This is a genomic window from Ruegeria denitrificans, from assembly GCF_001458295.1.
GTDB lineage: Bacteria > Pseudomonadota > Alphaproteobacteria > Rhodobacterales > Rhodobacteraceae > Ruegeria > Ruegeria denitrificans.
Window position 1 is genome coordinate 278,502 of sequence record NZ_CYUD01000002.1, and the last position, 23,246, is coordinate 301,747.

Genomic DNA, 23,246 nt, shown 5'->3' on the forward strand with positions numbered 1-23,246 from the left:
GCTTGGACCCTAGCAAGATGTTTTGTCCAGTATCTCATGAAATAAGCCACAAAAAATCCGCGCCCGGATTGCTCAGAGCGCGGTGTCATTCATACGGTTATTCAGAAATCAGCTGCGAGCGTCGCCAACCAGTTTCCACAAAGCAGGGATCAGCAGTGCTGCCAGTACCAGTTTGATCACATCTCCCACCAGGAATGGCGTCAGACCCCATTCCAGAATCGGCTTGTCCCAACCATAGAGTTGCCCCAGCCACAGCAGGCCCGGTACGTAGATCAGCACATTGGCCAACACCAACGCCAGCGCCAGTTTTCCAACTGAACGGTCCCAACCGCGTGCGGCCAGTGCGCCCAACAAAACGGTGGCCAGCAGGTAGCCGACCAGATAACCGCCAGTGCCGCCCAACATGTATGTCAGTCCAAATTTCTCAGCCGATGAGCCCGCGAATACGTCGAAGCCCAGCGCGCCGATCAGCAGATAGCCCAGCATTGTGATCAGGCCCAGACGCGCGCCATAGGCGGTGCCGATGGTCAGCACGGCAAAGGTGCCCATGGTGATCGGCACCGGCCACATCGGCACTTTGATCTTTGCAGCAATCGCCAGAGCCACGATGCCCAGCGCAACCAGCGCCACTTGCTTTACACGCAGCGCGGTACCCTCGCGCGGACCGATTGCTTCGGCCAGAACATTTGTAGTCATTGTCAATTCTCCACGTTCGGATGGAAATTTGGGCTCAGGATGGCCCATTTCACATCGAGACTTCAAGATGATTGCGCTATCGAGGGCGGTATTCGGTTTTCATTTCATAGGCTTTCCGCGGACCGGACACAGTCCAATGAACGATCCAATTCGGCCAACCTGAGAAATCATAAACCGCATCATAGCTGTCTGGCGGACAATCATGATGATCCTTAAACCGCAAATGCCCCAGCTTCAATGCATGGAAATACCGCCCATCTTCGAAATGAACCGCAATCTCTTCGCCTGCATCCTGCCATAGATAACGCCGCGTGCCTTTCATCTCGGTCTGTCCGGGGACGCGCAGTGTAACCTCTTCGTCATAGATCAACCCATCTTCTGTCGGGCGCAGAACCGCTTGACCGTCGGCCTGCACGACCTGCCCTGCCCGCGCGTCGTTAATGGTTCGGCTCAAGCTCCAGCTACCTTCGAACTCGGACAGGCTGCGCGGCAGAGTCATTCGGCATAGGTCCCGTCTGTGGTGCCGCCGCTGTCATCCACGAACCAGATCACATCGTCCTTTTGCTGAACGTCGTAGCAGGCCCACAGATCCGAAGGCGGCCAAACCGAGCAATATTGATCCCCTCGCACCGCCCAGCGACCCGAACTTGGTCGACCTGAGTAATACTGCGTCAGCATCGTATCCTCGAATGTCTGCCAGACGCCGCCCCCGTAATCGAGCTTTTGGCCCGTCAAAGCCGCCAGAATTTCGTCTCCGGTCAGTGTCCGGAACTCATCCGCGGCCAAAATACCGGGGCAAAGGGCCAAAATCAGGGCAAACCGTCTCATACCTGCACTCGTGCCTTGTTCCCTTGTGCGGCTGGGTTTAAACCCCGCGCCAACGCTCTATCCCAAACACAAAAAGGTCTCGCCGCCAATGATTCCACGTTACTCCCGCCCCGATATGGTTGCCATCTGGTCGCCCGAGACCAAGTTCCGCATCTGGTACGAGATCGAGGCCCATGCCTGTGACGCCATGGCCGATCTGGGTGTGATCCCGCGCGAAAACGCCGAGGCTGTGTGGAAAGCCAAGGACGTGGAATTCGACGTGGCCCGTATTGATGAGATCGAAGCTGTTACCAAGCACGACGTTATCGCCTTCCTCACACACCTCGCCGAACATGTCGGCAGCGAAGAGGCGCGGTTTGTTCACCAAGGCATGACCAGCTCGGACGTGCTGGATACCTGCCTCAATGTGCAGATGACCCGTGCCGCTGACCTGCTGATCGCTGACCTCGAAGGTCTGCTGGCCGCCCTTAAGCGCCGCGCGATTGAACACAAGGACACAATCCGCATCGGCCGCAGCCACGGCATCCATGCCGAACCGACCACTATGGGCCTGACCTTTGCCCGTTTCTACGCCGAGATGGACCGCAACCTGTCCCGCATGCGCGACGCCCGTGCAGAAATCGCCACCGGTGCGATCAGCGGCGCGGTAGGCACGTTCGCCAACATCGACCCCCGCGTCGAAGAACATGTCTGCGATCAGCTAGGTCTAGTCCCCGAGCCGATCAGCACACAAGTCATCCCGCGCGACCGCCACGCGGCCTTCTTTGCGACTCTCGGCGTTATCGCCAGCAGCATTGAAAACATCGCCATCGAAATCCGCCACATGCAGCGGACCGAGGTGCTGGAAGGGGCCGAATTCTTCTCGATGGGTCAAAAAGGCTCGTCGGCCATGCCGCACAAGAAAAACCCAGTCCTGACCGAAAACCTGACCGGTCTGGCCCGCATGGTACGTGCGGCTGTGATCCCGGCGATGGAAAACGTGGCGCTCTGGCATGAACGCGACATCTCGCATTCCTCGGTCGAACGCATGATCGGCCCGGATGCCACAATCACCCTTGATTTTGCACTGGCCCGCCTGACAGGTGTGATCGACAAGATGCTGATCTTCCCCGAGAACATGATGGAAAACATGAACAAATTCCCCGGCCTGGTGATGAGCCAGCGGGTTCTGCTGGCGCTGACACAAGCAGGGGTCAGCCGCGAAGATGCCTATGCCATGGTTCAGCGCAACGCGCTGAAAGTATGGGAACATCGCACCGACTTCAAAGAAGAACTGCTTGCTGACGCCGATGTCACCGCCGCGCTGAGCCCTGAAGAAATCGAAGAGAAGTTCGATCTTGGCTATCACACCAAACACGTCGACACGATCTTCGCCCGCGTGTTTGGCGAATAAATCCTGACCGTTCAGTCAGTTCAAAGGGCCCGGTTCGCAAAACGCGATCCGGGCCCTGTTATTTTGCCAGACGGGTCAAAATCAGCTATGCTACGCGTGTATTTCCGATCGGGAGAAATAACATGATCCGCACCATTCTCTGCGCCTTGACCCTTACGTTTTCAGCTTCGGTCGCTTTGGCCTGCACCGGTCATTCCAAGCAAACCCAGTCCTGTGCAGACGGGACATACTGGGATTCCGAAACCCAAACCTGCGCGAAAATCGTAAACAGCTGAGAATTTTATTTCCTACTTGTGAATAAAAGCGAGACCGCGGTTGTTAGCTTTTTATCAGATCGCGCTATGCTTGATGAGAGCAGCCCAAAAAAACGGAGTAGGAAAATGCGCCTTGTATTAGTTTCAGCTATTGCCCTTCAGGCATTTGCCTTCGCTCCGGCCCTATATGCGGCCGGCGGTGGCGGCGCCACCACCCCACCGAAACCGACCAATACGACAAAAAAGTGCCTGTTCGGCCGCGTCTACGACAAGGATGCTGGGCGCTGCGTCAAGCCAGACAAGACCAACTTCACCCAGGATGAGCTGTATGAAGCCGTGCGTGAACTGGCGTATGACGGGCAGTTTGAAAACGCTCAGAATATTCTTCGAGTTATGGATCAAAACGATGATCGTGTGCTGACCTACTGGGGCTTTACTTACCGTAAAATGGGTGAGCTTGAGCTGGCCAACGTATTTTACTCCAATGCCATCGAAACCAACCCCGACAATATTCTGGCACGCAGCTATATGGGTCAGGGCTTTGTGGCCGAAGGGAAAACCGATTTGGCAATTGCCCAGTGGCGCGAAATTAAGGCGCGCGGTGGTGAAGGCAGCTGGGCCGAGGCGTCGCTGCGCGAGGCAATCCGCACCGGACTGACCTATAACTACTAAGCTTCAGCCTTTCTTTACCCAACTCTCCGTATTCTGCCTGTGGAACGCAACTTTGGCACCGCAGGCAGATGCAGGAAACGAACACTTTGATACAGGTGGCACCGGGGGCGGCTCCGGTGACAGATCAGACGAACAATGACGCCCCCCGCGTCATTCCCCGCGCGCTCAGCAACCGGCAGAAGGCCGCCGTGGTCGTGCGGCTGCTGCTGAATGATGGTGCGGATATCCCGTTGGAAGACCTTCCTGATGATCTGCAGGAAAAACTGACCCATCAGTTAGGAGAGATGGGATTGGTAGATCGGGTGACACTGGATGCCGTGGCGCAGGAATTTGCCGAAGCGCTGGATGGCGTTGGCCTGTCCTTCCCACACGGTCTTGCCAGCGCCTTGGATGCGGTGGACGGTAAGATTGCCCCGGCTGCTGCGGCGCGTCTGCGCAAGGTCGCTGGCGTGCGCCAAATCGGCGATCCGTGGCAACGTCTGCGTGAAATCCCAGCCGAAGAACTGGCCGAAATGGCACAGGCAGAAAGCACTGAAATTGCCGCCGTGATGTTGTCAAAACTGGAAACTGCCAAGGCTGCGCAACTTTTGGGGCAACTGCCCGGCCCTATTGCCCGCCGGATCACCTATGCGGTTTCCAAAACCGCCAATGTCACACCCGAGGCTGTCGAACGTATCGGTTGGTCACTGGCTGCACAGCTGGACCAAAAACCGTCGCAGGCATTTGCGGACGGCCCTGGGGCCCGGGTTGGGGCCATTCTTAACCAATCCACTGCCTCAACACGCGACGGATTGCTAACCGCACTGGACGAAGAGGATGCGGATTTCGCCAGCGTCGTGCGTCACTCGATCTTTACCTTTGCGCATATTCCGACCCGCATTCTTCCGCGAGACGTCCCGGCGGTTCTTCGCGGCGTGGATCAGGCCGTTCTGGTCACCGCACTGGCCGGAGCCTCAACGGATGAGGATCAAAAAACGGTCGAGTTTCTGCTGTCCAACATGTCGTCACGAATGGCCGACAATCTGCGCGAAGAAATCGGTGAGCGCGGCAAGGTCAAGCAATCCGATGCCGAAGACGCCATGACGCAGATTGTCGGCGCCATCCGTACCCTTGCCGACGAAGGAACAATCATGCTGATCGAAGAAGAAAGTGAGGAATAGGTCAGCGCTGCGACTTATAATACAGGAACGCTTGTGGTCGCGGAACGCGCCTAGTATGTCTGGCCCGGCAAAATGCAACAGCCGGTGAGACCAGAACATGCCCGTCGAAAAGTCGGAACTAAGCCGCGGGGCGCTTCGAAAATACTATGTCACCGGTCTGTTTCTAAAAGGTGTGATCGGGACGATGCGGCTGCTGCCCTATGAACGGCGTATCGCAACGATGGGGGCCATTGTACGCGGGCTTGCCCCTCTGGTCGGGTTCACCGAGCGAGTGCGCAGCAACCTAAAACTCACCCGACCCGACCTGCCGGACGCCGAGGTGAAGCGCATCTGCCGCGCTGTTCCTGACAACGCTGGCCGCGCGATCATGGAACATTTCTCGCCCGAGGGATTTACGGAGCGGCAAGCCACAGCCAAGATTTCCGGTCCTGGCATTGCTGCTTTTGATGCGGCCGTGGCCGAGGGGCGTCCTGTCATGATGATCACCGCGCATTTCGGCCACTATTTGGCCGCGCGGATCGCCCTGCAAACCCGCAGTGGCCAGCCCATCGGATGCCTCTATCGCCGCATGGCAAACCCCTATTTCAACGACATGTATGTCGACGCGTTCTATAAAACCGGCGCGCCCATGTTCGAACAGGGTCGTCGCGGGATGGTCGAGATGGTGCGCACGCTCAAGAACAGTGGAATCATTGCCATCGTCTCGGATCTGCATGCACAGGGCGGGGAAGAGCTGACCTTTTTCGGCAAACCGGCTGTGACATCGGTTTTAAACGCCGAACTGGCAATAAAATACAAGGCCGAGCTGATCCCTTGCTATGCCGTACGTCAGCCCAACGGCATTGATTTCGAAATCGTGCTGCACGAACCAGTCCCGCATACCGATGCCAAAACCATGACCCAGTTCACCAATGATGATCTCGAGGCCATGGTGCGGCAGCACATGGGACAGTGGTTCTGGATTCACCGGCGCTGGAAGGCCTGGAATGGACTGGGTGTCGCCCCCGAGGATATGCCTTGATCACTTGACCTTGGTAGCGGCAACGATCGGACCATGCCCGACCTTCTGCACCAGCACGACCGCCGGGAGGTCCGAGGACAACGCCGCAGAGAACTGCTGCGGCGTCACCCCGTCCCACTGCCCGACCACCTGCCAGGATTCCACAACATTGGCATAGTCCAGCTCATGCCCCGCCAACTCTCCCCGACGGATCGAGGCGTGAAGCATCGGAGAGTATTGCACCACACGCACGTCATAAAGCTCACCCTCAGGCAATTCGACCGGCGTGACATCGACGGTCACGTCTTTGCCGGTACGGACCGCCACGACCTCGGCCTCGGGTGCGGCTTTGAGATGGGCGGCGATCAGCTCCTCCAGCTCGTACGTTTTCGCGCCTACCACATCTTGCTGGCCGTTGATGATCATCTGCGGCGTATAGATCATCGACCGTCCACCCAGACGTGCATAGGCGCGCTGACGTACGGTGTGATCGGGATCCGCAAATTCATCCTCCCACCCGATATAGTCCCAATAATCCACATGCAGGGCCAGGCCGATCACATCATCGCGCTGCGCCAGATCGTGCATCAACTCATCAGCTGGCGGGCAGGACGAACACCCCTGCGATGTGAACAATTCGACCACAACCGGATCACTCTCGGCCACAGCCATGGTGGCCAGAAACAGGGAAACAAACACGGTGGCAGGAGCAATTCTGAACATTTGAAATCTCGGGCTTTTGGGGTGCTTATCCGGTTTAAACGGATCGGTGCTCAACCACCAATCAAGGTTTCTTGAGATTTTTGTCCAATCGCTCTTGCTTTGTATGCGTCCGCATACAATTTTGAGCCAAGGCAACTAAGCCTTGATCGCTCCAAAAGCATGTTACAGAAAACAATCAGCAAATCCCAAAACCCAATTTTCTAAAAGGGAGGCCAACAGATGCCCATTACCGTCGGACAGGATACCGCCAACACAAGGCGCAACCTGAGCGTGAACGGCAAGTCCATTGCCTATTACTCGATTCGCGCCGCGCAAGAGGCCGGTCTGGGTGATTTTTCCAAGCTCCCCGCGGCGCTGAAAGTGGTGTTGGAAAACATCCTTAGGTTTGAGGATGACGGGTTTTCTGTTTCGGTTGACGATATCAAAGCCTTTGCCGAATGGGGTGCCAATGGCGGCAAGAACCCGCGCGAGATCGCCTATCGCCCTGCCCGCGTATTGATGCAGGATTTTACCGGCGTTCCGGCCGTGGTCGATCTGGCCGCGATGCGGGATGGGATCAAAGCGCTGGGTGGTGACGCGCAAAAGATCAATCCGTTGAACCCGGTGGATCTGGTCATCGACCACTCGGTCATGATTGACGCGTTTGGCAATCCCCGCGCGTTCCAGATGAACGTGGATCGCGAATATGAGCGGAACATGGAGCGCTACCAATTCCTGAAATGGGGCCAGTCGGCGTTTGACAATTTCCGTGTCGTGCCCCCCGGCACCGGTATCTGTCATCAGGTAAACCTTGAATACCTGGGCCAGACCGTCTGGAGCGACAAAGATCAGAATGGCGAAGAGATCGCTTATCCCGATACGCTGGTCGGCACCGACAGCCATACCACAATGATCAACGGCATGGCCGTTCTGGGTTGGGGCGTCGGCGGGATCGAGGCCGAGGCCGCGATGCTGGGTCAGCCGATCTCGATGCTGATCCCCGAGGTCATCGGTTTTGAACTGACCGGTGCGATGGTCGAAGGTACCACCGGCACCGATCTGGTTCTGAAAGTCGTCGAGATGCTGCGCGAAAAAGGCGTGGTCGGCAAATTCGTCGAATTCTACGGCAGCGGTCTGGATCGCCTGCCACTGGCTGACCGCGCGACCATTGCCAACATGGCGCCCGAATACGGCGCGACCTGCGGGTTCTTCCCGATTGACGGCGAAACCCTGCGCTACATGCGCAATACCGGACGCGACGAGGATCGCCTTGCGTTGGTTGAGGCCTACGCCAAGGAAAACGGCCTGTGGCGGGATGAGAACTACGCCCCGATCTACACGGACACCCTGTCGCTCGACATGGGCACCATCGTTCCGGCCATATCGGGCCCGAAACGTCCACAGGACTATGTCGCGCTGACTGCTGCCAAAGCCGCTTTCACCAAGGAAATGGCCGAGACGTTCAAGCGTCCGATGGATAAAGAAGTCACCGTCAAAGGCGAAGACTACACCATGGAATCCGGCAAGGTGGTGATCGCCTCGATCACCTCATGCACCAACACATCGAACCCTTACGTGATGATCGGGGCCGGTCTGGTCGCGAAAAAGGCGCACGAGCTGGGCCTGAACCGCCAGCCATGGGTTAAAACCTCGCTGGCCCCCGGATCGCAGGTTGTAACCGAATATCTTGAGGCCGCCGGGCTGCAACAGCATCTGGACGCCATCGGGTTCAACCTTGTCGGCTATGGCTGCACCACCTGCATCGGCAACTCGGGCCCGATCCAGAAGGAAATCAGTGAGGCGATTGCCGAGGGCGATCTGGTGGCCACTTCGGTTCTGTCGGGCAACCGCAACTTCGAGGGTCGTATTTCACCGGACGTGCGCGCCAACTATCTGGCCTCACCGCCGCTGGTGGTGGTCTATGCGCTGGCGGGCACCATGGATATCGACCTGACATCGGAACCGATTGGTCAGGACAAGGACGGCAATGATGTGTTCATGAAAGACATCTGGCCGGACCAGAAAGAAATCGCTGATCTGGTGCAGGAAACCGTCACGCGCGAGGCGTTTCAGTCGAAATACGCCGACGTGTTCAAAGGCGACGAGAAATGGCAGGCGGTCGAAGTCCCACAACAGGAAACCTATGACTGGCCACCGACCTCGACTTATATCCAGAACCCACCTTATTTCCAGGGTATGAGCCCCGAACCGGGCACCATCTCGAACATCGACGGAGCCAAGGTTCTGGCCATTCTGGGCGACATGGTCACCACCGACCACATCTCGCCTGCGGGGTCCTTTGCAGCAACCTCACCTGCGGGCAAATACCTGACTGAGCGTCAGGTGCAACCGCGCGAATTCAACTCGTATGGCTCACGCCGAGGCAATCACGAGGTCATGATGCGCGGCACGTTCGCTAATATCCGCATCAAGAACGAGATGCTGGATGGCGTCGAGGGTGGCTATACCAAAGGCCCGGATGGTCAGCAGACCTCGATCTACGATGCGTCGATGGCCTATCAGGAACAGGGTGTTCCGCTTGTCGTGTTCGGAGGTCAGCAGTACGGCGCCGGATCCTCGCGCGATTGGGCGGCAAAGGGCACTGCGTTGTTGGGCATCAAGGCTGTGATCGCCGAAAGCTTTGAGCGCATCCACCGTTCAAACCTGGTTGGCATGGGGGTGATTCCGTTCGAGTTCACCGGCGGAGACACCCGGAATTCGCTGGGGCTGAAAGGGGATGAGACGGTCTCGATTGACGGTCTGGATAAGATTGAACCATTGCAAGAGGTGCCCTGCACCATCACCTATGGCGACGGCACCACAAAAACCATCACCCTCAAGTGCCGCATAGATACCGCGCCCGAGATCGAATACGTCGAAAACGGCGGCGTGCTGCAATATGTGCTGCGGAACTTGGCGAAAGCGGATTAAGCCTGAACGCAAAAAATTATGGGCGTCCGATTGGGCGCCCTTTTCTTTTCTCGTTTGGTTAAACTATCGCGGCTTTAGTTGCCTGCCGCCTTTTCCAATGCTGGACGGATCGTGCTTTCGATCACCCGCTGGGTAACTGGCCCGGCAAAGCGCAGAATGATCGTGCCCTCGCCGTCAATCACATAGGTCTCAGGTACGCCGTAGACACCCCAATCCAAACCCATACGTCCCCGCTCGTCCCGTCCGATCCCGGTATATGGATCGCCCAGTTCGGTCAGGAACGCTTCGGCGTTGGCCAGCTGGTCCTTATAGTTAATGCCATAAACAGGGATGCCTTCATCTGACAGGGCCTGCAGGTTGGGATGTTCAACCCTGCACGGCGCGCACCAACTGGCCCAGTAGTTGACCAACTTGACCTCTCCGTCCCGCAGCGTGGCGTCATCAAACCCCGGCTTGCCCGCGAATTCTGTCAGAACCACCGGCGGCGCGGGTTGGCCCTCGCGGGCCGAGGGCAATGCGTTGGGGTCATCGCGGAACATGCCGATACCCGCCAAAACGGCAAAGGCACCGAAAATCAGCGGCGGCGCAATCATCAAAGGCGAGATCTTAGCCATTGCGTGTCATCCTTTGCTCGACCTTCTCCATCTCTGCCCGGATCTTGCGGCCGCGCGCGATGCTGAACACGATCAGCAGCGCCAGCAACCCGATCGAGGCCGCATAGGACCACAGAACTGTGTCCGCATATTTTCCCAGATCGGGCATCATCCGTTCACCCTTTCCCGCGCCAGCAGCGCTTTGACCCGGCGCGCGCGAATTTCCGTGCCCGTGCGGTACAGAACCAGCGCAATAAACAGCAGCACGAACCCGATGATGCAAAGCAGCAGCGGGTAGAAATAGATGTTGCTAACCTTCTCTTCGGTATCCGCACCGGTTACCGCAGCGGCACGCATCACTGACGCACCCTGATGCAGGCCTTGGTTCCAGAAGTTCACCGCATAACGGCTGAGGATCGCAAAGACAGATCCCACCAGACACAGGACCGAGGTCAGGTCAGCCGCCGTATCGGGGTCTTCGATGGCTTCCCACAGCGCGACATAGCCCAGGTAGAACAGGAACAGGATCAGGAACGAGGTCAGACGCGGATCCCAGGCCCACCAGGTGCCCCACATCGGCTGGCCCCAGATTGCCCCCGTTGCCAGGGCGATCAGCGTCATCACAATACCCACAGGGGCCGCCGCCCGCGCTGCCAGCGCGCTGACATGGTGACGGCGTACGAGCCAAACCAGCGAAGTCGCCAACATCATCAGCCAGCAGTTGATCGCCATCAGCGCAGCAGGCACATGCAGGTAGATAATCTTTACGGTTGATCCCTGCTTGTAGTCATCCGGTGTGAAGAAGAACCCCCACACCAACCCCACCACGATACAGGCAAGCGATGACACCCAGAAAAACGGCATCACCCGTTCACTGGTGGCAAGGAACTTGCGCGGATTGGCGTATTCCCAGAGGGCGTTGGCTTTGGCTGCGATAGACATAGGCTTTATCTAGTCCGAGTCGGGTTCGTTCTCAATTGACATCAGTCAAAGTTTGACCATGTCAGCGAAGGTTAATGCGCAGCACCGCGGCGCTGGCAAAGGGCAAAAGGGCAATTGTCGCGGCGGTGATCCCGGCCAGCATCAGCAGCGGGGTTTGCGTTTCCATCCCCGTAGCCCCGCGGCGCGCGACCTCGGCCCCGAATATAAGCGTCGGTACGTACAGCGGTAGCACCAGCAGCGATAACAGCAACCCGCCGCGCTTCAAGCCCACGGTCAGGGCTGCGCCAAAGGTGCCGATGACACTCATGGCCGGGGTGCCGATCAGCAGGGATACGACCAGCCAGAAGAACCCCGGCACTGGCAGGTTCAGCAACACGCCCAGAAACGGTGCGGCCAGAACCAGAGGCAGACCGGTGGTCAGCCAATGGGCCAGCGCCTTGATTGTCACGACCGATTCCAACGGCAGCGGCGCAGTGGCCAGCAGATCAAGCGAGCCATCTTCCCAATCCAGTGCCAGCAGGCGGTCCAGCGACAGCAGGCAGGCCAACAACGCGCCCAGCCACAAAACTCCCGGTGCGATGGTCGACAGCAGCGACGATTGCGGCCCCACTGAAAACGGCACCAGAACTGTCACGATCAGGAAAAATGCCAGACCGAGGCCGAACCCCCCGCCCGCGCGGAAGGCCAGTTTCAGATCTCGCAGCAACAGGGCGATCACAGGAAACCTCCGTCGAAATCGTCGATGGGCTTGGGCTTGGCCTTGTTGGGGCCAACGTCCAGAACCTCTCCGTCCAGGCCAAGGTCGATATGGGTGGCGATCAGAGCCGAGCCGCCCTGCCCCAAATGCGTACGAACGGCATCGGCAAACATCTGCACCGCGTTGCGGTCCAGCGACACGGTCGGTTCGTCCAGCATCCAGATTGGCCGCCCCGTGACCAGCATTCGCGCCAAACCCAATCGTCGTTTCTGCCCCGCTGACAAGTTACCCGCATGGCGATCCGACAGATCGTTCAGTGCATAGGCGTCCAGCGCGGGTTGGATTTCATAGGTGCCAAAGACCGAGGCCCAAAAGGTCAGGTTTTCCACCACCGTCAGGGTCGGCTTCAACCCATCGGAATGCGAGGCGTAGGCGATCTGATCCTCGGCCCCGGTAATCTGCCCCGCCAGCGGTGGCTGCAACCCGGTCAGCGTGCGCAGCAAGGTCGTCTTTCCGATCCCGTTCGGCCCGCGCAGAATCAGCGCTTTGCCCGGTTGCAAAGCAAAGCTCAGCCCTTCAAGCACAGGAACGCCACCACGGGCGATGGCCAGATCGGTCACAGTCAATGTCATGGGTCCCGCTTATCTCATTGCCGTCAGAGGCAAAAGGCGAGATTTGACGCAGGCCTTGCCGACTGCTCAGACAGGCATTAAGGCCAGCGCAACGCGCCGCCCTTCGGACAACAGCACATTGTAGGTACGGCACGCCGCCGGGGAGTTCATGATCTCAACCCCGATCCCGGCATTTTCCAAGGCAGCGCGCAGATCAGCGGAGATGTGATTCACTTCGTTACCCGTGCCGATGAACAAAACATCCACCGAGTCGGACAGCTCCAACAGCGGCGTTGTGTCCTGATACCCGCCCCAGGTCGCCGTTCCGGTGGGGCCTGTCAGTACAGCCCCTTGGTAAACCTGCCCACCGATCCGGAAAAAGCCAGGTCCATATCCGTCAACTGGGACTGCGTTGGTATATGAAATCTCATTCAGGCGCATGGCCGTGTTCTAGCCCCAAAGGGGTAGGCCAAACAAGGCCGCAACCGCAATCGCCAGATAAGCCGTGGCGCGATAGAGTTTTTCAAAACCGGGCCGAAACAACCAACCGCCCAACCAATTGCCCAGCAAATTCGGCACAGCCAATACAAGGCCCAGTGCCGCTGCCGCCCATGTGATCCGCTCCATCCCGGTCAGAAACCCAAGGAGGAGGAAATCGAACCCAAACAGAAACAACAAAATCGTGGCGCGGATCACTTCAACGGGCACGGGGCGCGACATATAGAACAGAATCACCGCCGGACCAGGCAAGCCCGCCACTCCGCCCAGAAACCCGGCTGCTGCGCCGATGCCCGCGACCATCCCCCGACCGACATGGCCGTGATATCGCAATCCAAGGATCAGCACCGCCAGCATGAAAAGCGCCAACAGACTGACAGCATAACGGAAAACCTCGGGCTCGACCTTGGTCAGCAGCCACAACCCAACAGGAAGAAGCAGCGCACAGCCCACCAACAGCCGCACCAGATCCTTGCGATGCACGACGTGCCATGCGCGGCGCAGGTTGGGCAACGGACCGAAGATATCCATGATGGTCAACCCGATCAGCGCTCCGAACGGGCCGAGATATGGGGTGGAAAGCGGCAGGAATATCAGCGCGGTGCCGAAACCGGAAAACCCGCGAACAATGCCGCCTAGGAAAGCCGCAAAAAAGATAACGGCCAGCCCCGTTGGGGACTGGCCGAATATATCAGGCGTCGATGTTGGCAAACTGATTGCCCGCCGTATTCGACGGTTTGGACCAGTCGCGCTTGACCCCCAACCACAGCAGAATGGTCGAGGCCACGAAGACCGACGAATAGGTACCCACGATCACGCCCCAGATCATCGCAAAAACGAAACCGCGGATCACATCCCCGCCCAGCACATAAAGCGAGATCAGCGCCAGCAACGTGGTCACCGAGGTCATTACTGTCCGGCTGAGCGTTTCGTTGATCGAGATGTTCAGAACCTCTTTCAGGTCTTTCTTCTTGTATTTCCGCAGGTTCTCGCGCACGCGGTCAAACACGACCACGGTATCGTTCAGCGAATAGCCCACGATGGTCAAAAGCGCCGCGATAATGGCCAGATCGAACCGAATCTGTAGCTCGGAGAAGATACCGATGGTCAGGATCACGTCATGCACCAGCGCCGCCACAGCCCCCAGCGCGAATTGCCATTCGAACCGCAGCCAGATATAGACCAACACCGCCCCGATCGCCAAAACCACCGCGATCACGGCGGTCTGGATCAATTCGCCTGACACTTTGGGACCTACGGATTCGACGGACACAAACTCGATATCCGGTGCAGCGACTTTCAACGCCTCTTCAACGGCGATTACCGTGGCGGCCGAGACGGCCTCGGCATCGGCCTGCGCCTGAATGCGGATCATGGCGACGTTTTCATCATCGCCAAAAGTGGGGTCGAAGATTTCGGTGATGGTCACATCGCCCAGTTCCAGCGGTGTAAGCGCGTCACGATAGGCACCGACGTCGATTTCCTGCGCAGATTGGGTCCGGATCGTGGTCCCACCGCGGAAATCGATACCAAAGTTCAGACCCTGCAGCATGAAGGACGTGAAAGCCACGACCATCATCAGGGCCGAGATACCCAGCCAGACCTTCCAGCTGCTGAAGAAATCGAACGAGGTGTTTTGGGGTACGAGTTTTAGTCTCATGTCAAACCTCGATCATTTTCGGACGGCGGCGTTCAAACCACATCACGATCATCAGGCGCGTCACGAAGATCGCGGTGAAGACCGAGGTCAGAATACCCAGACCCAGTGTAATCGCGAACCCACGCACCGGCCCGCTGCCCATGGCAAACAGGATCACGGCGGTGATGAAGGTGGTGACGTTGGCATCCAGAATGGCCGACAGCGCCTTTTCATAACCCAGCTCAATGGCACGCGCCGGGCCTCTGGCAGATTTCAGTTCTTCGCGAATACGTTCAAAGATCAGCACGTTGGCGTCCACGGCCATACCAACCGTCAGAACGATCCCCGCAATACCCGGCAGGGTCAGCGTGGCTCCGATCAGCGACAGCAAGCCGAACAACAGTCCCACGTTGATGATCAGCGCAATGTTGGCGAATATCCCGAACAGACCATAGCTGAGCGCCATGAAGGTCAGCACCGCGACAAAGGCCACGATGGTGGCCACTTTACCGGCGTCGATGCTGTCCTGCCCCAGCTCGGGGCCGATGGTACGTTCTTCGAGGAACTCCATCCCGGCAGGCAGTGCGCCGGCACGCAGCAGGACGGCCAGATTTGTGCTTTCCTCGACGGTGAAGTTACCGGTGATGATACCCGATCCACCCGGAATGTGGCTTTGGATCACCGGGGCCGAGATCACCTCGTCATCCAGCACAATCGCAAAGGGCGCGCCGATGTTTTCCAGCGTGTAGTCGCCGAATTTACGCGCGCCAGATGTGTTGAACCGGAAGCTGACCGCCGGGCGGCCGTTCTGATCAAACGAGGGCTGCGCGTCCACTAGTTCTTCACCGGTCACAACGGGCGCGGACTCGATGATGTAGTAAACGCCATTTTCATCAATAGACGGTACGACTTCTTGGCCGATACCGGGTACGGCGTCCGGGTCGGTGCCGCGATTGACAACCGAGTTGAAGGTCAGCTGAGCGGTAGTGCCAATGATCTCTTTCAGCTCACCTGCACTGCCAATACCGGGCACCTGGATCAGGATACGGTCCGCGCCCTGCCGCTGAATAGTGGGTTCCCGCGTTCCGACCTCGTCGATCCGACGGCGAATGATTTCCAGTGCCTGACGCACAGTGCGGTCATCCGAGGCCAGTTTCTCAGCCTCAGACAGTTGCACGACAATCGTGTTACCGTCTGCACGAGCTTCGATATCGGTGGCCCCTACGCCGGTCAGCGTTTGCACCTGACGGGCCAGACCACGCACAACCTCAAGCGCGCGGGACATTCCTTCCGGCTGGCTTATGAGGACGCGAATCTCATCCGGGGCTGATTCCTGTTTGCGGATCGTACCCACAGTCGCGCGCTCATCGCGCAGCGCGTCACGGATTTCTGGCCACATCGCCTCCATTCGGGATTCGTAGACATCTTCGACCTTTACTTCGGCCAGCAGATGCGCACCGCCCCTCAGATCAAGGCCCAGATTGACCAGCGACGACGGCAGCCAGTTGGGCCATTGCGCCGCCTGAGCCTGCATTTCGGGGGTATCGATGCCAAGCTCAATCGAGGCCTTGGCATCGTTGGATTGCTCAACACGCGTATAGAACGCATTCGGCAGGGCCATCAGCAGACCGATCACGCAGACCGACCAGATCAGAACCCGCTTCCAGGTATCAATTTGCAGCATTACCCTGCCTTTTCAAGGAATTATCGCGCGAAGTTACTTCGCCGGCTCGGTCTTGTTCAAAACCTGCGCGATGGTCGATTTGACCACGCGAACCTTGACGTTTTCGGCCAGCTCAACCTCGACCTCATTCTCGCCTTCCTTGACCTTCGACACCTTGCCGATCAGACCACCCTGGGTAACGACCTGATCGCCCCGGCGCACGGCTTCGACCATGGCCTGATGTTGCTTCATTTTCTTCTGCTGCGGCCGGATCAGCAGGAAATACATAATCGCGAAGATCAGGATCAGCGGGAGAAACTGGGCGAATGCGCCACCTTCCATGGGATATTCCTTTTGCTTTGTATTGCGGCACCGTTCCGCAAATTTGGCGGGAACCTATGCCCTGAGATGCGCCTTTGCAAGCAAAGGCGGCCCTGTGACCCACCTGAACCTGATCCCAACGCAAGAAGTCGCACCAAAGCGTTGCAGATATGTCCTAGGCAGAGGCTTCAACTCAGCTATATTCAGGCATAAGGAGGAACAATGACTGCTCGCTGCAAACCATTCCAATCGTTGACGCTTTTACTGTCATTGCTGGCAGTGATTATGTGTTTGGCGACACCGCTTTGGGCACAGGAAACACCCTCTGAGGCAACCGAACCTGAGGTTGAGGAAACAGACAGTTTCAAAGCCCCAGTCATCGTGGATGGCGATATGCTGTTCTTCCTGCGCGGCTCCAGCGCGCTGCCGGCACCGGAACGCGCCGAAAGTGTTCAGAACAAGATCATCGAGGTCGCCGAAGCCTCGGAAGAGCCCACGGTCAACATTTCGTTCGAAGACACCGAACTTGGCATCCGAATTCGCGCTGACGGTGTGATCGTATCCATCGTGACGGTGGCAGATGCTGAGTTGGACCAGATGGAGTTAGATGTTCTCAGCTTCCTTCACGGTCAGGCTATCGAAGAAGCCATCCTTGCCTATCGCGCGAATCGTACCGAGCAGGCTCGCGTATCCGGCGCGATTGAGGCCGCCGCGTGGACGTTTGGGTTTGTTGTCTTCATCGTCGCGATCCTTTGGCTGCACCGCCGGATCAGGCGGCGCACCCTTAAATTCGTCAAACGCCATTTGCGAGATGTGGAAACGGCCACGGCCAAAAGCGTTCAGGCCGAGGCGATTGCCGCCCTCGTCCGATACGGTCTGAATTTCGTATTACTGATCATCTTCTTTCTGGGCTTCTACTACTATCTTTCCTTTGTACTACTGGCCTTTGCTGAAACGCGATACTTCGCGCAACTGCTGCTGACTTATCTGACTGAGCCGGTTCTGCTGATTTTCAAGGGCGTCATCAGCTATATTCCCAACTTGATCATGCTGGCCCTGATCACCTGGGTCGCAATGTACATCATCAAAGGCATGCGCGTGTTTTTTGACGCCGTTGAGGCGGGCTCGTTCGATATGGGCGATTTCGAGAAGCACTGGGTCAACCCGACATTCAACATCGCCCGTGTCGTCGTTGTTCTGATCGCATTGGTTTTTGCTGTTCCCTATATTCCAGGGTCGGATTCCGCAGCCTTTCAGGGCCTCACACTTTTGGTCGGGGCCATGCTGTCGTTGGGGGCGAATTCCGTCGTGTCCAACATGCTGGCGGGCCTGTTTGTAATCTATCGCCGCTCAACCTCGATCGGGGACCGCATCCAGATCGGGGATCACATCGGTGATGTGGTGCAGATCAAGCTGATGGAGACACATCTGAAGTCCATAAAAAACGAGCTGATCTCGATCCCGAATGCGCAGCTTATGAACTCGGATGTGGTGAATTTCTCGAAGAAAACTGATGGCAGCGGGTTGTTGCTGCACACCACGGTTGGCATCGGCTATGAAGAGCCGCCCGAAAAAGTCGAAGCGATGCTGATCGAGGCCGCCAGACGCACCAAGGGAATCAAGGCCAAGCCCGAACCGTTCGTATTGTGGACCGCTCTGGCCGATTACGCGATCAATTATCAGATTAACGGATATACCACGCGTGGCAGCATCATTCCGAAGATCAGATCGGATCTGCACCGCAATATTGTGGCCGTGTTCAACGAAAACAACGTGCAGATCATGACCCCATCTTACATGGCCGATCCGCCCGAGCCGAAGATCCCGGCAGAAGAATGGGATGGCCATTTGGCACACGAAACACACGAGGACGCCAATAAGCCGTAACCGGTGCTACACCCTGCCTTTCAGATGGTGCATAAGCGATCCTAGTGATTCACGCATTAAGGATCTGAACCATGCACGACATCCGCGCCATTCGCGAAAACCCTGACGCCTTCGACGCCGCCCTGGCGCGCCGTGGGGATGCGCCGGTGTCGTCAGATTTGTTGAGGCTGGACGAAAGCCGGCGGGCCAAGATTCTGGCGGCTGAAACGGCGCAAGCAGAACAGAACAAGGCCAGCAAAGAGGTCGGCGCCGCCAAAGGGCGCGGCGATGAGGACGAGTTCCAACGCTTGCGCGCATTGGTGGCCGAGAAAAAGGCCGAAATCGCCCGCATGCAGACCGAGGCCAAAGACCTTGACGCTCTGTTGACCGACCAGTTGATCCGCATCGCCAACCTGCCCGCCGAAGACGTGCCCCGAGGTGCGGACGAGAACGACAACGTGGAGATAAACCGTTGGGGCACCCCACCTGAGTTAGATTTTGCACCGAAAGAGCATTTTGAAATCGAAGCCGTCCAGCACGGCATGGATTTTGAGACAGCTGCCAAGCTCTCTGGCTCGCGTTTTGTGCTGCTGTCCGGCGGTGTTGCCCGTATTCACCGCGCGCTCGCGCAATTCATGCTGGACACGCATATCAACGAGAACGAGCTGACCGAGGTCAACGGCCCGGTTCTGGTTCTGTCCGAGATGATGCAAGGCACCGGACAACTGCCGAAATTCGGCGAGGACAGCTATCAGACCCGCGAAGGGTGGTGGCTGATCCCAACGTCCGAGGTCTCTCTGACCAATATCGCCAACGATACGCTGATCGAGGAAAGCAATCTGCCACGCCGCTACACCGCGCATTCGCTGTGTTTCCGGTCCGAGGCCGGCTCGGCAGGTAAAGACACGCGCGGGATGCTGCGTCAGCACCAGTTCGAAAAGGTCGAAATGGTCTCGGTCACCCATCCCGACAAGTCGGATGAGGAACAAATGCGCATGTTGCGTTGCGCCGAAGGGATTCTGGAAGAACTGGGTATCCCCTATCGGACCGTTATCCTGTGCACCGGCGACATGGGTTTTGGCGCGCGGCGTACCTTTGATATCGAGGCATGGCTGCCCGGTCAGGATACATATCGCGAGATCAGCTCGGTCTCGACCTGCGGTGAATTCCAGGCCCGCCGCATGAACGCCCGCTTCCGCCCCGAAGGCGGCGGTAAGCCGGAATATGTCCACACGTTGAACGGTTCGGGCCTGGCGGTCGGGCGTTGCCTGATTGCGGTGCTTGAAAACGGTCAGAACGCAGATGGCACTGTGACCCTGCCCGAGGTGCTGTCCCCGTATCTGGGCGGCAAGCTGACGCTGCAACTGGACGGCAAGCTGGCATAAAACACCGCCCCCCGCACGGGCGCGTTGCCGGTCAGAAAGAACGCAAGGCGAAGGAGGATTACTTCTTCGCCTTTTTCTTATCCTTTTTCTTGTCTTTCTTCTTTTTGTCCTTCTTGGGCTTGTCTTTTTTCTTGCCGTCCTTCTTGGATTTTTTGTCTTTCTTGGACTTGGACTTCACCTTGTCCTTGGCCTTCGATATCGCTGCTTCCATCTCTTGCAGCTTTTTGGCGGCTTTCTCGGCCTTGGCCTTGGCTTTGGCCTTTTTGCGGGCCTTAGCCTCTGCTGCCGCTTTTTCCTCGGCAGCTTTGCGCGCTGCCTCTTCGGCGCGCTTTTCGGCTGCGGCGGCCGCGACAGTTTTCCGGGCCGCAGGCTTGCGAGCTGCGGTTTTGCGTACAGGTGCGCGGCGGCTGGCTGTTTTCGTTGCAGGTTTCGCGGATGTAACTTTGGCCGCCGACTTGACCGCTATGGCCTCTTTCGCGGCAGCGATCAGCCGCGAAGCGTTTGACGTACCAATTCGGGGGATTTTGACGAGGTCGGCAGGGTCAGCCTTGGCAAGGGCTGCGGCGGTCTTGTACCCATTGGCCATCAGCGCCTGCCCAAGCGCCTTTCCCACACCCTTTAAATCGGTCACTGCGATCATTGCTAAACCTTCCTTTCTCTCCCTGATTTTTCTGCATCTATACTGAAAAGGCATGCCGGCAAAGCGACAAGCCTTTTCGGCCATGCCATTACGTCAGCTGCTATGAGCCAGAGTGCCGGTTCTGTCCTTTTTGGGAAATGGCACGAGGCGCTTGGCCTCCTCGTCCCAGAGCTTCAATTTAAGTGCTGCCACAGCTTCGGGGAACTTGATCCGTCGCGGCGTGACTTCGGGCGGCAGATTATAGTGGCACGCCCGCAGCCGGTAGGACGGGATGCGTGCGTTGAAATGGTGGATGTCGTGCAAAGTGATACACGCTACCGCATTGTCAAACCACCAACCGAAATCCAGAGCAGAAGACCCCTGCAAAGCCGCAAGTTGCGGATCAAGATCCGGGCGGCGGTCCCAATAGGTATCTTCGAAGTTATGCTGCAAATAGACAAGGAACACGCCCAGCATGCCCCCAAGCAGCGAAAAAACCAGCCACACCAGAATTCCGGTCATACCCGCGATCAGGTATAGCAACCCAAGGAAAACCACGATCGACAGATTGTGCAGCAGAACACCCGTTACACCGAACCGCACGGTGTTCTTTGGCCAGCGATAGCGGATGAAATAGGTAAATAGCGCACCAACCGGAACCAGGATGAAAGGGTTGCGGTAAAGGCGGTAGAACAAACGGGTTTTCCAGTTTGCTGCGTTCCATTCCCGCAGGGTCATGGTGTGGATTTCACCGGTTTCACGGTGCTCAAGATTGCCGATCCCCGCATGGTGCAGGTTGTGGTTCTGTTTCATCACCTCGAACGGAGCAAATGTGAAGGGTGACAATCCATGCCCGGCCCATTCGTTCTGTTCGCGCGTTTCAAAAAGGGAATGGTGGCCACAGTCGTGCTGCAAAACATAAAGGCGCACAGCTGAAAAGGCGAAGACAACCCCGGCAGGGATCATGATATACCAGCGGTCGACATAAGTGATCGCCAGCGCCAGAGACGTGAAATACACAGCAAAGGTGCCAAAGTAGCTCAGCGCCGCCAGCCTATTGTCCTGCACCGCGTATTGGCGTGTATACTCCCGCAAATTCATTCAGCCTGTCCCCACGATTGGCCCTGTAAATATCACCACGAAACTATTTGCGTTTTGCTTGCATTCAAGCAGCCCGCACAAAAAACAAATGCACACCGGCGAATGCTAGCCTGCGGCAGCGGGGCTGTCACGCCCCACAGATGAAAATGCTGCAAATTGGCGCGGTTATGCGCGGCCTTTGAGATGTTTCGCCAGAGCGCCCGCGTTTTTCTTGCGCCGCCCCTTATAGGGGTTCTTGTCGCCCTGCCCGCGCAAAGTCAGGCGGATTGGCGATCCGGGCATGTCGAAATCTTCGCGCAGACCGTTGACCAGATACCGCTTATAGCTTTCTGGCATCTTATCGGGGTGCGAGCACATCACCACGAATCCCGGCGGACGCGTTTTGGCCTGTGTCATATAGCGCAGCTTGATCCGGCGACCCTGCGGCGCTGGCGGCGGGTGCTGTTCCAGCATGGCAGTTAGCCAGCGGTTCAGTGCCGCTGTGGGCACGCGGCGGTTCCAGACATCATGGGCACGCAGGATAGCCGCGCGCAGACGTTCCAGCCCACGACCCGTCTTGGCCGATACGGTGATCAGCGGTGCTCCTCGAAGTTGCGGCAGCAGACGTTCAAAAGATTCTTTCAGATCGCGCAGCTTTTCCTGCTTGTCCTCTTCGATGTCCCATTTGTTCACGGCGACTACGACGGCACGACCTTCACGCTCGGCCAGATCGGCGATGCGAAGGTCCTGCTGTTCGAATGGAATGGCCGCGTCCAAAAGAACCACCACAACCTCGGCAAATTTCACGGCGCGCAGGCCATCGGATACCGAAAGCTTTTCCAGCTTTTCCTGCACTTTGGCCTTTTTGCGCATCCCGGCAGTGTCGAATATCCGCATCGGCGTACTTTCACCGTCGGGGTCCGCCCAATCGACCCGTAGGCTGATCGCATCACGAGTGATGCCGGCCTCGGGGCCTGTCAGCAATCGATCATCGCCGATGATCTTGTTGATCAGCGTAGACTTACCGGCATTCGGCCGCCCTACAACCGCAACCTGCAGCGGTTTGGCATCGGTGATCAGAGGTGTTTCACCCTCACCGTCTTCGTCAAGTTCAATATCGGTCTGCGGGGCATCGTCCACAGCCTGTTCATCGGCTGCATCAGCCAGCGGCATCAACTGAGCATAAAGGTCTGTCATCCCCTCTCCATGCTCACCCGAAAGGCGCACAGGCTCACCCAGCCCCAGATTATAGGCCTCAAGGACACCGGCATCCGCTGCATTGCCTTCGGCCTTGTTGGCGGCGAGGATCACATGTTTTGAGCGTTTGCGCAGGATCTCGGCGAACATCTCATCCGTTGGGGTCAACCCTACGCGCGCGTCGATCATGAACAGGCAGACATCGGCCATATCCACCGCACGCTCGGTCAGGCGACGCATCCGGCCCTGCAGGCTGTCGTCAGTTGCGTCTTCAAGCCCCGCCGTGTCGATTACGGTAAACCGCAGATCGCCCAGACGCCCTTCGCCTTCGCGCAGGTCACGCGTCACGCCGGGCTGGTCGTCGACCAGAGCCAGACGTTTGCCCACAAGGCGGTTGAACAGGGTGGATTTGCCCACATTCGGGCGCCCCACGATGGCGAGGGTCAGCGACATGATACTCAACTTTCAAGACTCAGACGCGCCCTTTAGCGCATCTTGC

General features: G+C 57.7%; 25 protein-coding genes. 8 read left to right on the forward strand and 17 right to left on the reverse strand.

Annotation, left to right across the window (positions count from 1 at the left end):
• Positions 1–108 precede the first annotated feature (108 nt).
• The 3 genes from RUE5091_RS04210 to RUE5091_RS04220 all read right to left on the reverse strand — a co-directional run bounded on the left by RUE5091_RS04210 (position 109) and on the right by RUE5091_RS04220 (position 1,524).
• Positions 109–696 carry a biotin transporter BioY gene (locus RUE5091_RS04210; protein WP_058280630.1) on the reverse strand — a complete coding sequence of 196 codons (588 nt, stop codon included), beginning with the start codon at positions 694–696 and terminating at the stop codon, positions 109–111.
• A 76-nt stretch (positions 697–772) separates the two neighbouring features.
• Complete coding sequence (locus tag RUE5091_RS04215; RefSeq protein WP_058280631.1) at positions 773–1,195, reverse strand: DUF6314 family protein; 423 nt, start codon at positions 1,193–1,195, stop codon at positions 773–775.
• Positions 1,192–1,524 (reverse strand): hypothetical protein, encoded by a 333-nt coding sequence (locus RUE5091_RS04220; protein ID WP_112297141.1) that lies wholly within the window; start codon positions 1,522–1,524, stop codon positions 1,192–1,194. The genes RUE5091_RS04215 and RUE5091_RS04220 overlap by 4 nt, the downstream gene beginning before the upstream one ends.
• 88 nt (positions 1,525–1,612) lie before the next feature.
• On the opposite strand from RUE5091_RS04220, the gene purB reads away from it, so the two are divergent.
• The 5 genes from purB (at position 1,613) to RUE5091_RS04240 (ending at position 6,024) form a co-directional block, all read left to right on the forward strand.
• Entirely contained in the window at positions 1,613–2,917 is a 1,305-nt protein-coding gene (purB, locus tag RUE5091_RS04225; protein WP_058280633.1) for an adenylosuccinate lyase, read from the forward strand.
• Between the two features lie 122 nt (positions 2,918–3,039).
• On the forward strand, positions 3,040–3,192 hold the full coding sequence (locus tag RUE5091_RS23225; protein ID WP_165590750.1) for a chitin-binding domain-containing protein: 153 nt from the start codon (positions 3,040–3,042) through the stop codon (positions 3,190–3,192).
• 105 nt (positions 3,193–3,297) lie between these two features.
• Positions 3,298–3,843: a tetratricopeptide repeat protein gene (locus tag RUE5091_RS04230; RefSeq protein WP_058280634.1), complete on the forward strand. Its 546-nt coding sequence runs from the start codon at positions 3,298–3,300 to the stop codon at positions 3,841–3,843.
• Positions 3,844–3,959: 116 nt separating this feature from the next.
• The gene (locus tag RUE5091_RS04235; protein ID WP_243470710.1) at positions 3,960–5,003 is read left to right on the forward strand and encodes a flagellar motor switch protein FliG; all 1,044 of its coding nucleotides are present in this window, start codon (positions 3,960–3,962) and stop codon (positions 5,001–5,003) included.
• A 97-nt stretch (positions 5,004–5,100) separates the two neighbouring features.
• Positions 5,101–6,024, forward strand: coding sequence for a lysophospholipid acyltransferase family protein (locus RUE5091_RS04240; RefSeq protein ID WP_058280635.1), 924 nt, complete (start codon positions 5,101–5,103; stop codon positions 6,022–6,024).
• Here the strand turns inward: RUE5091_RS04240 and RUE5091_RS04245 are convergent, their stop codons facing one another.
• Positions 6,025–6,726 carry a DUF1223 domain-containing protein gene (locus tag RUE5091_RS04245; RefSeq protein ID WP_058280636.1) on the reverse strand — a complete coding sequence of 234 codons (702 nt, stop codon included), beginning with the start codon at positions 6,724–6,726 and terminating at the stop codon, positions 6,025–6,027.
• 219 nt (positions 6,727–6,945) lie between these two features.
• Between RUE5091_RS04245 and acnA the strand changes: the two genes are divergently transcribed.
• Positions 6,946–9,636: an aconitate hydratase AcnA gene (gene acnA / locus RUE5091_RS04250; RefSeq protein WP_058280637.1), complete on the forward strand. Its 2,691-nt coding sequence runs from the start codon at positions 6,946–6,948 to the stop codon at positions 9,634–9,636.
• A gap of 74 nt (positions 9,637–9,710) precedes the next feature.
• Here the strand turns inward: acnA and RUE5091_RS04255 are convergent, their stop codons facing one another.
• The 10 genes from RUE5091_RS04255 to yajC all read right to left on the reverse strand — a co-directional run bounded on the left by RUE5091_RS04255 (position 9,711) and on the right by yajC (position 16,621).
• Complete coding sequence (locus RUE5091_RS04255) at positions 9,711–10,250, reverse strand: DsbE family thiol:disulfide interchange protein (RefSeq protein WP_058280638.1); 540 nt, start codon at positions 10,248–10,250, stop codon at positions 9,711–9,713.
• Positions 10,243–10,401 (reverse strand): heme exporter protein CcmD, encoded by a 159-nt coding sequence (gene ccmD / locus RUE5091_RS04260; RefSeq protein ID WP_207383715.1) that lies wholly within the window; start codon positions 10,399–10,401, stop codon positions 10,243–10,245. The genes RUE5091_RS04255 and ccmD overlap by 8 nt, the downstream gene beginning before the upstream one ends.
• Positions 10,398–11,171 (reverse strand): heme ABC transporter permease, encoded by a 774-nt coding sequence (locus RUE5091_RS04265; RefSeq protein WP_058280639.1) that lies wholly within the window; start codon positions 11,169–11,171, stop codon positions 10,398–10,400. The genes ccmD and RUE5091_RS04265 overlap by 4 nt, the downstream gene beginning before the upstream one ends.
• A 61-nt stretch (positions 11,172–11,232) precedes the next feature.
• Positions 11,233–11,889 (reverse strand): heme exporter protein CcmB, encoded by a 657-nt coding sequence (gene ccmB / locus RUE5091_RS04270; RefSeq protein ID WP_058280640.1) that lies wholly within the window; start codon positions 11,887–11,889, stop codon positions 11,233–11,235.
• The gene (ccmA, locus tag RUE5091_RS04275) at positions 11,886–12,500 is read right to left on the reverse strand and encodes a heme ABC exporter ATP-binding protein CcmA (RefSeq protein WP_058280641.1); all 615 of its coding nucleotides are present in this window, start codon (positions 12,498–12,500) and stop codon (positions 11,886–11,888) included. The genes ccmB and ccmA overlap by 4 nt, the downstream gene beginning before the upstream one ends.
• Before the next feature lie 66 nt (positions 12,501–12,566).
• On the reverse strand, positions 12,567–12,920 hold the full coding sequence (locus tag RUE5091_RS04280; protein ID WP_058280642.1) for an Mth938-like domain-containing protein: 354 nt from the start codon (positions 12,918–12,920) through the stop codon (positions 12,567–12,569).
• Positions 12,921–12,929: 9 nt separating this feature from the next.
• Complete coding sequence (locus RUE5091_RS04285; protein ID WP_058280643.1) at positions 12,930–13,688, reverse strand: TSUP family transporter; 759 nt, start codon at positions 13,686–13,688, stop codon at positions 12,930–12,932.
• Complete coding sequence (secF, locus tag RUE5091_RS04290; protein ID WP_058280644.1) at positions 13,669–14,637, reverse strand: protein translocase subunit SecF; 969 nt, start codon at positions 14,635–14,637, stop codon at positions 13,669–13,671. Before secF ends, RUE5091_RS04285 begins: the two co-directional genes overlap by 20 nt.
• 1 nt (position 14,638) lies before the next feature.
• Positions 14,639–16,300 carry a protein translocase subunit SecD gene (secD, locus tag RUE5091_RS04295; protein WP_058280645.1) on the reverse strand — a complete coding sequence of 554 codons (1,662 nt, stop codon included), beginning with the start codon at positions 16,298–16,300 and terminating at the stop codon, positions 14,639–14,641.
• A gap of 33 nt (positions 16,301–16,333) precedes the next feature.
• Positions 16,334–16,621, reverse strand: coding sequence for a preprotein translocase subunit YajC (gene yajC / locus RUE5091_RS04300; protein WP_058280646.1), 288 nt, complete (start codon positions 16,619–16,621; stop codon positions 16,334–16,336).
• Positions 16,622–16,822: 201 nt separating this feature from the next.
• On the opposite strand from yajC, the gene RUE5091_RS04305 reads away from it, so the two are divergent.
• Positions 16,823–18,487 (forward strand): mechanosensitive ion channel family protein, encoded by a 1,665-nt coding sequence (locus tag RUE5091_RS04305; RefSeq protein WP_058280647.1) that lies wholly within the window; start codon positions 16,823–16,825, stop codon positions 18,485–18,487.
• A gap of 71 nt (positions 18,488–18,558) precedes the next feature.
• Entirely contained in the window at positions 18,559–19,851 is a 1,293-nt protein-coding gene (serS, locus tag RUE5091_RS04310) for a serine--tRNA ligase (RefSeq protein ID WP_058280648.1), read from the forward strand.
• 58 nt (positions 19,852–19,909) lie between these two features.
• Here serS and RUE5091_RS04315 read toward each other — a convergent pair whose 3' ends face one another.
• From RUE5091_RS04315 to der, 3 genes are all read right to left on the reverse strand, one after another.
• On the reverse strand, positions 19,910–20,491 hold the full coding sequence (locus RUE5091_RS04315) for a helix-hairpin-helix domain-containing protein (protein WP_058280649.1): 582 nt from the start codon (positions 20,489–20,491) through the stop codon (positions 19,910–19,912).
• A 93-nt stretch (positions 20,492–20,584) separates the two neighbouring features.
• Entirely contained in the window at positions 20,585–21,571 is a 987-nt protein-coding gene (locus RUE5091_RS04320) for a fatty acid desaturase (protein WP_058280650.1), read from the reverse strand.
• Positions 21,572–21,736: 165 nt separating this feature from the next.
• Positions 21,737–23,200 carry a ribosome biogenesis GTPase Der gene (gene der / locus RUE5091_RS04325; RefSeq protein ID WP_058280651.1) on the reverse strand — a complete coding sequence of 488 codons (1,464 nt, stop codon included), beginning with the start codon at positions 23,198–23,200 and terminating at the stop codon, positions 21,737–21,739.
• Positions 23,201–23,246: the final 46 nt, after the last annotated feature.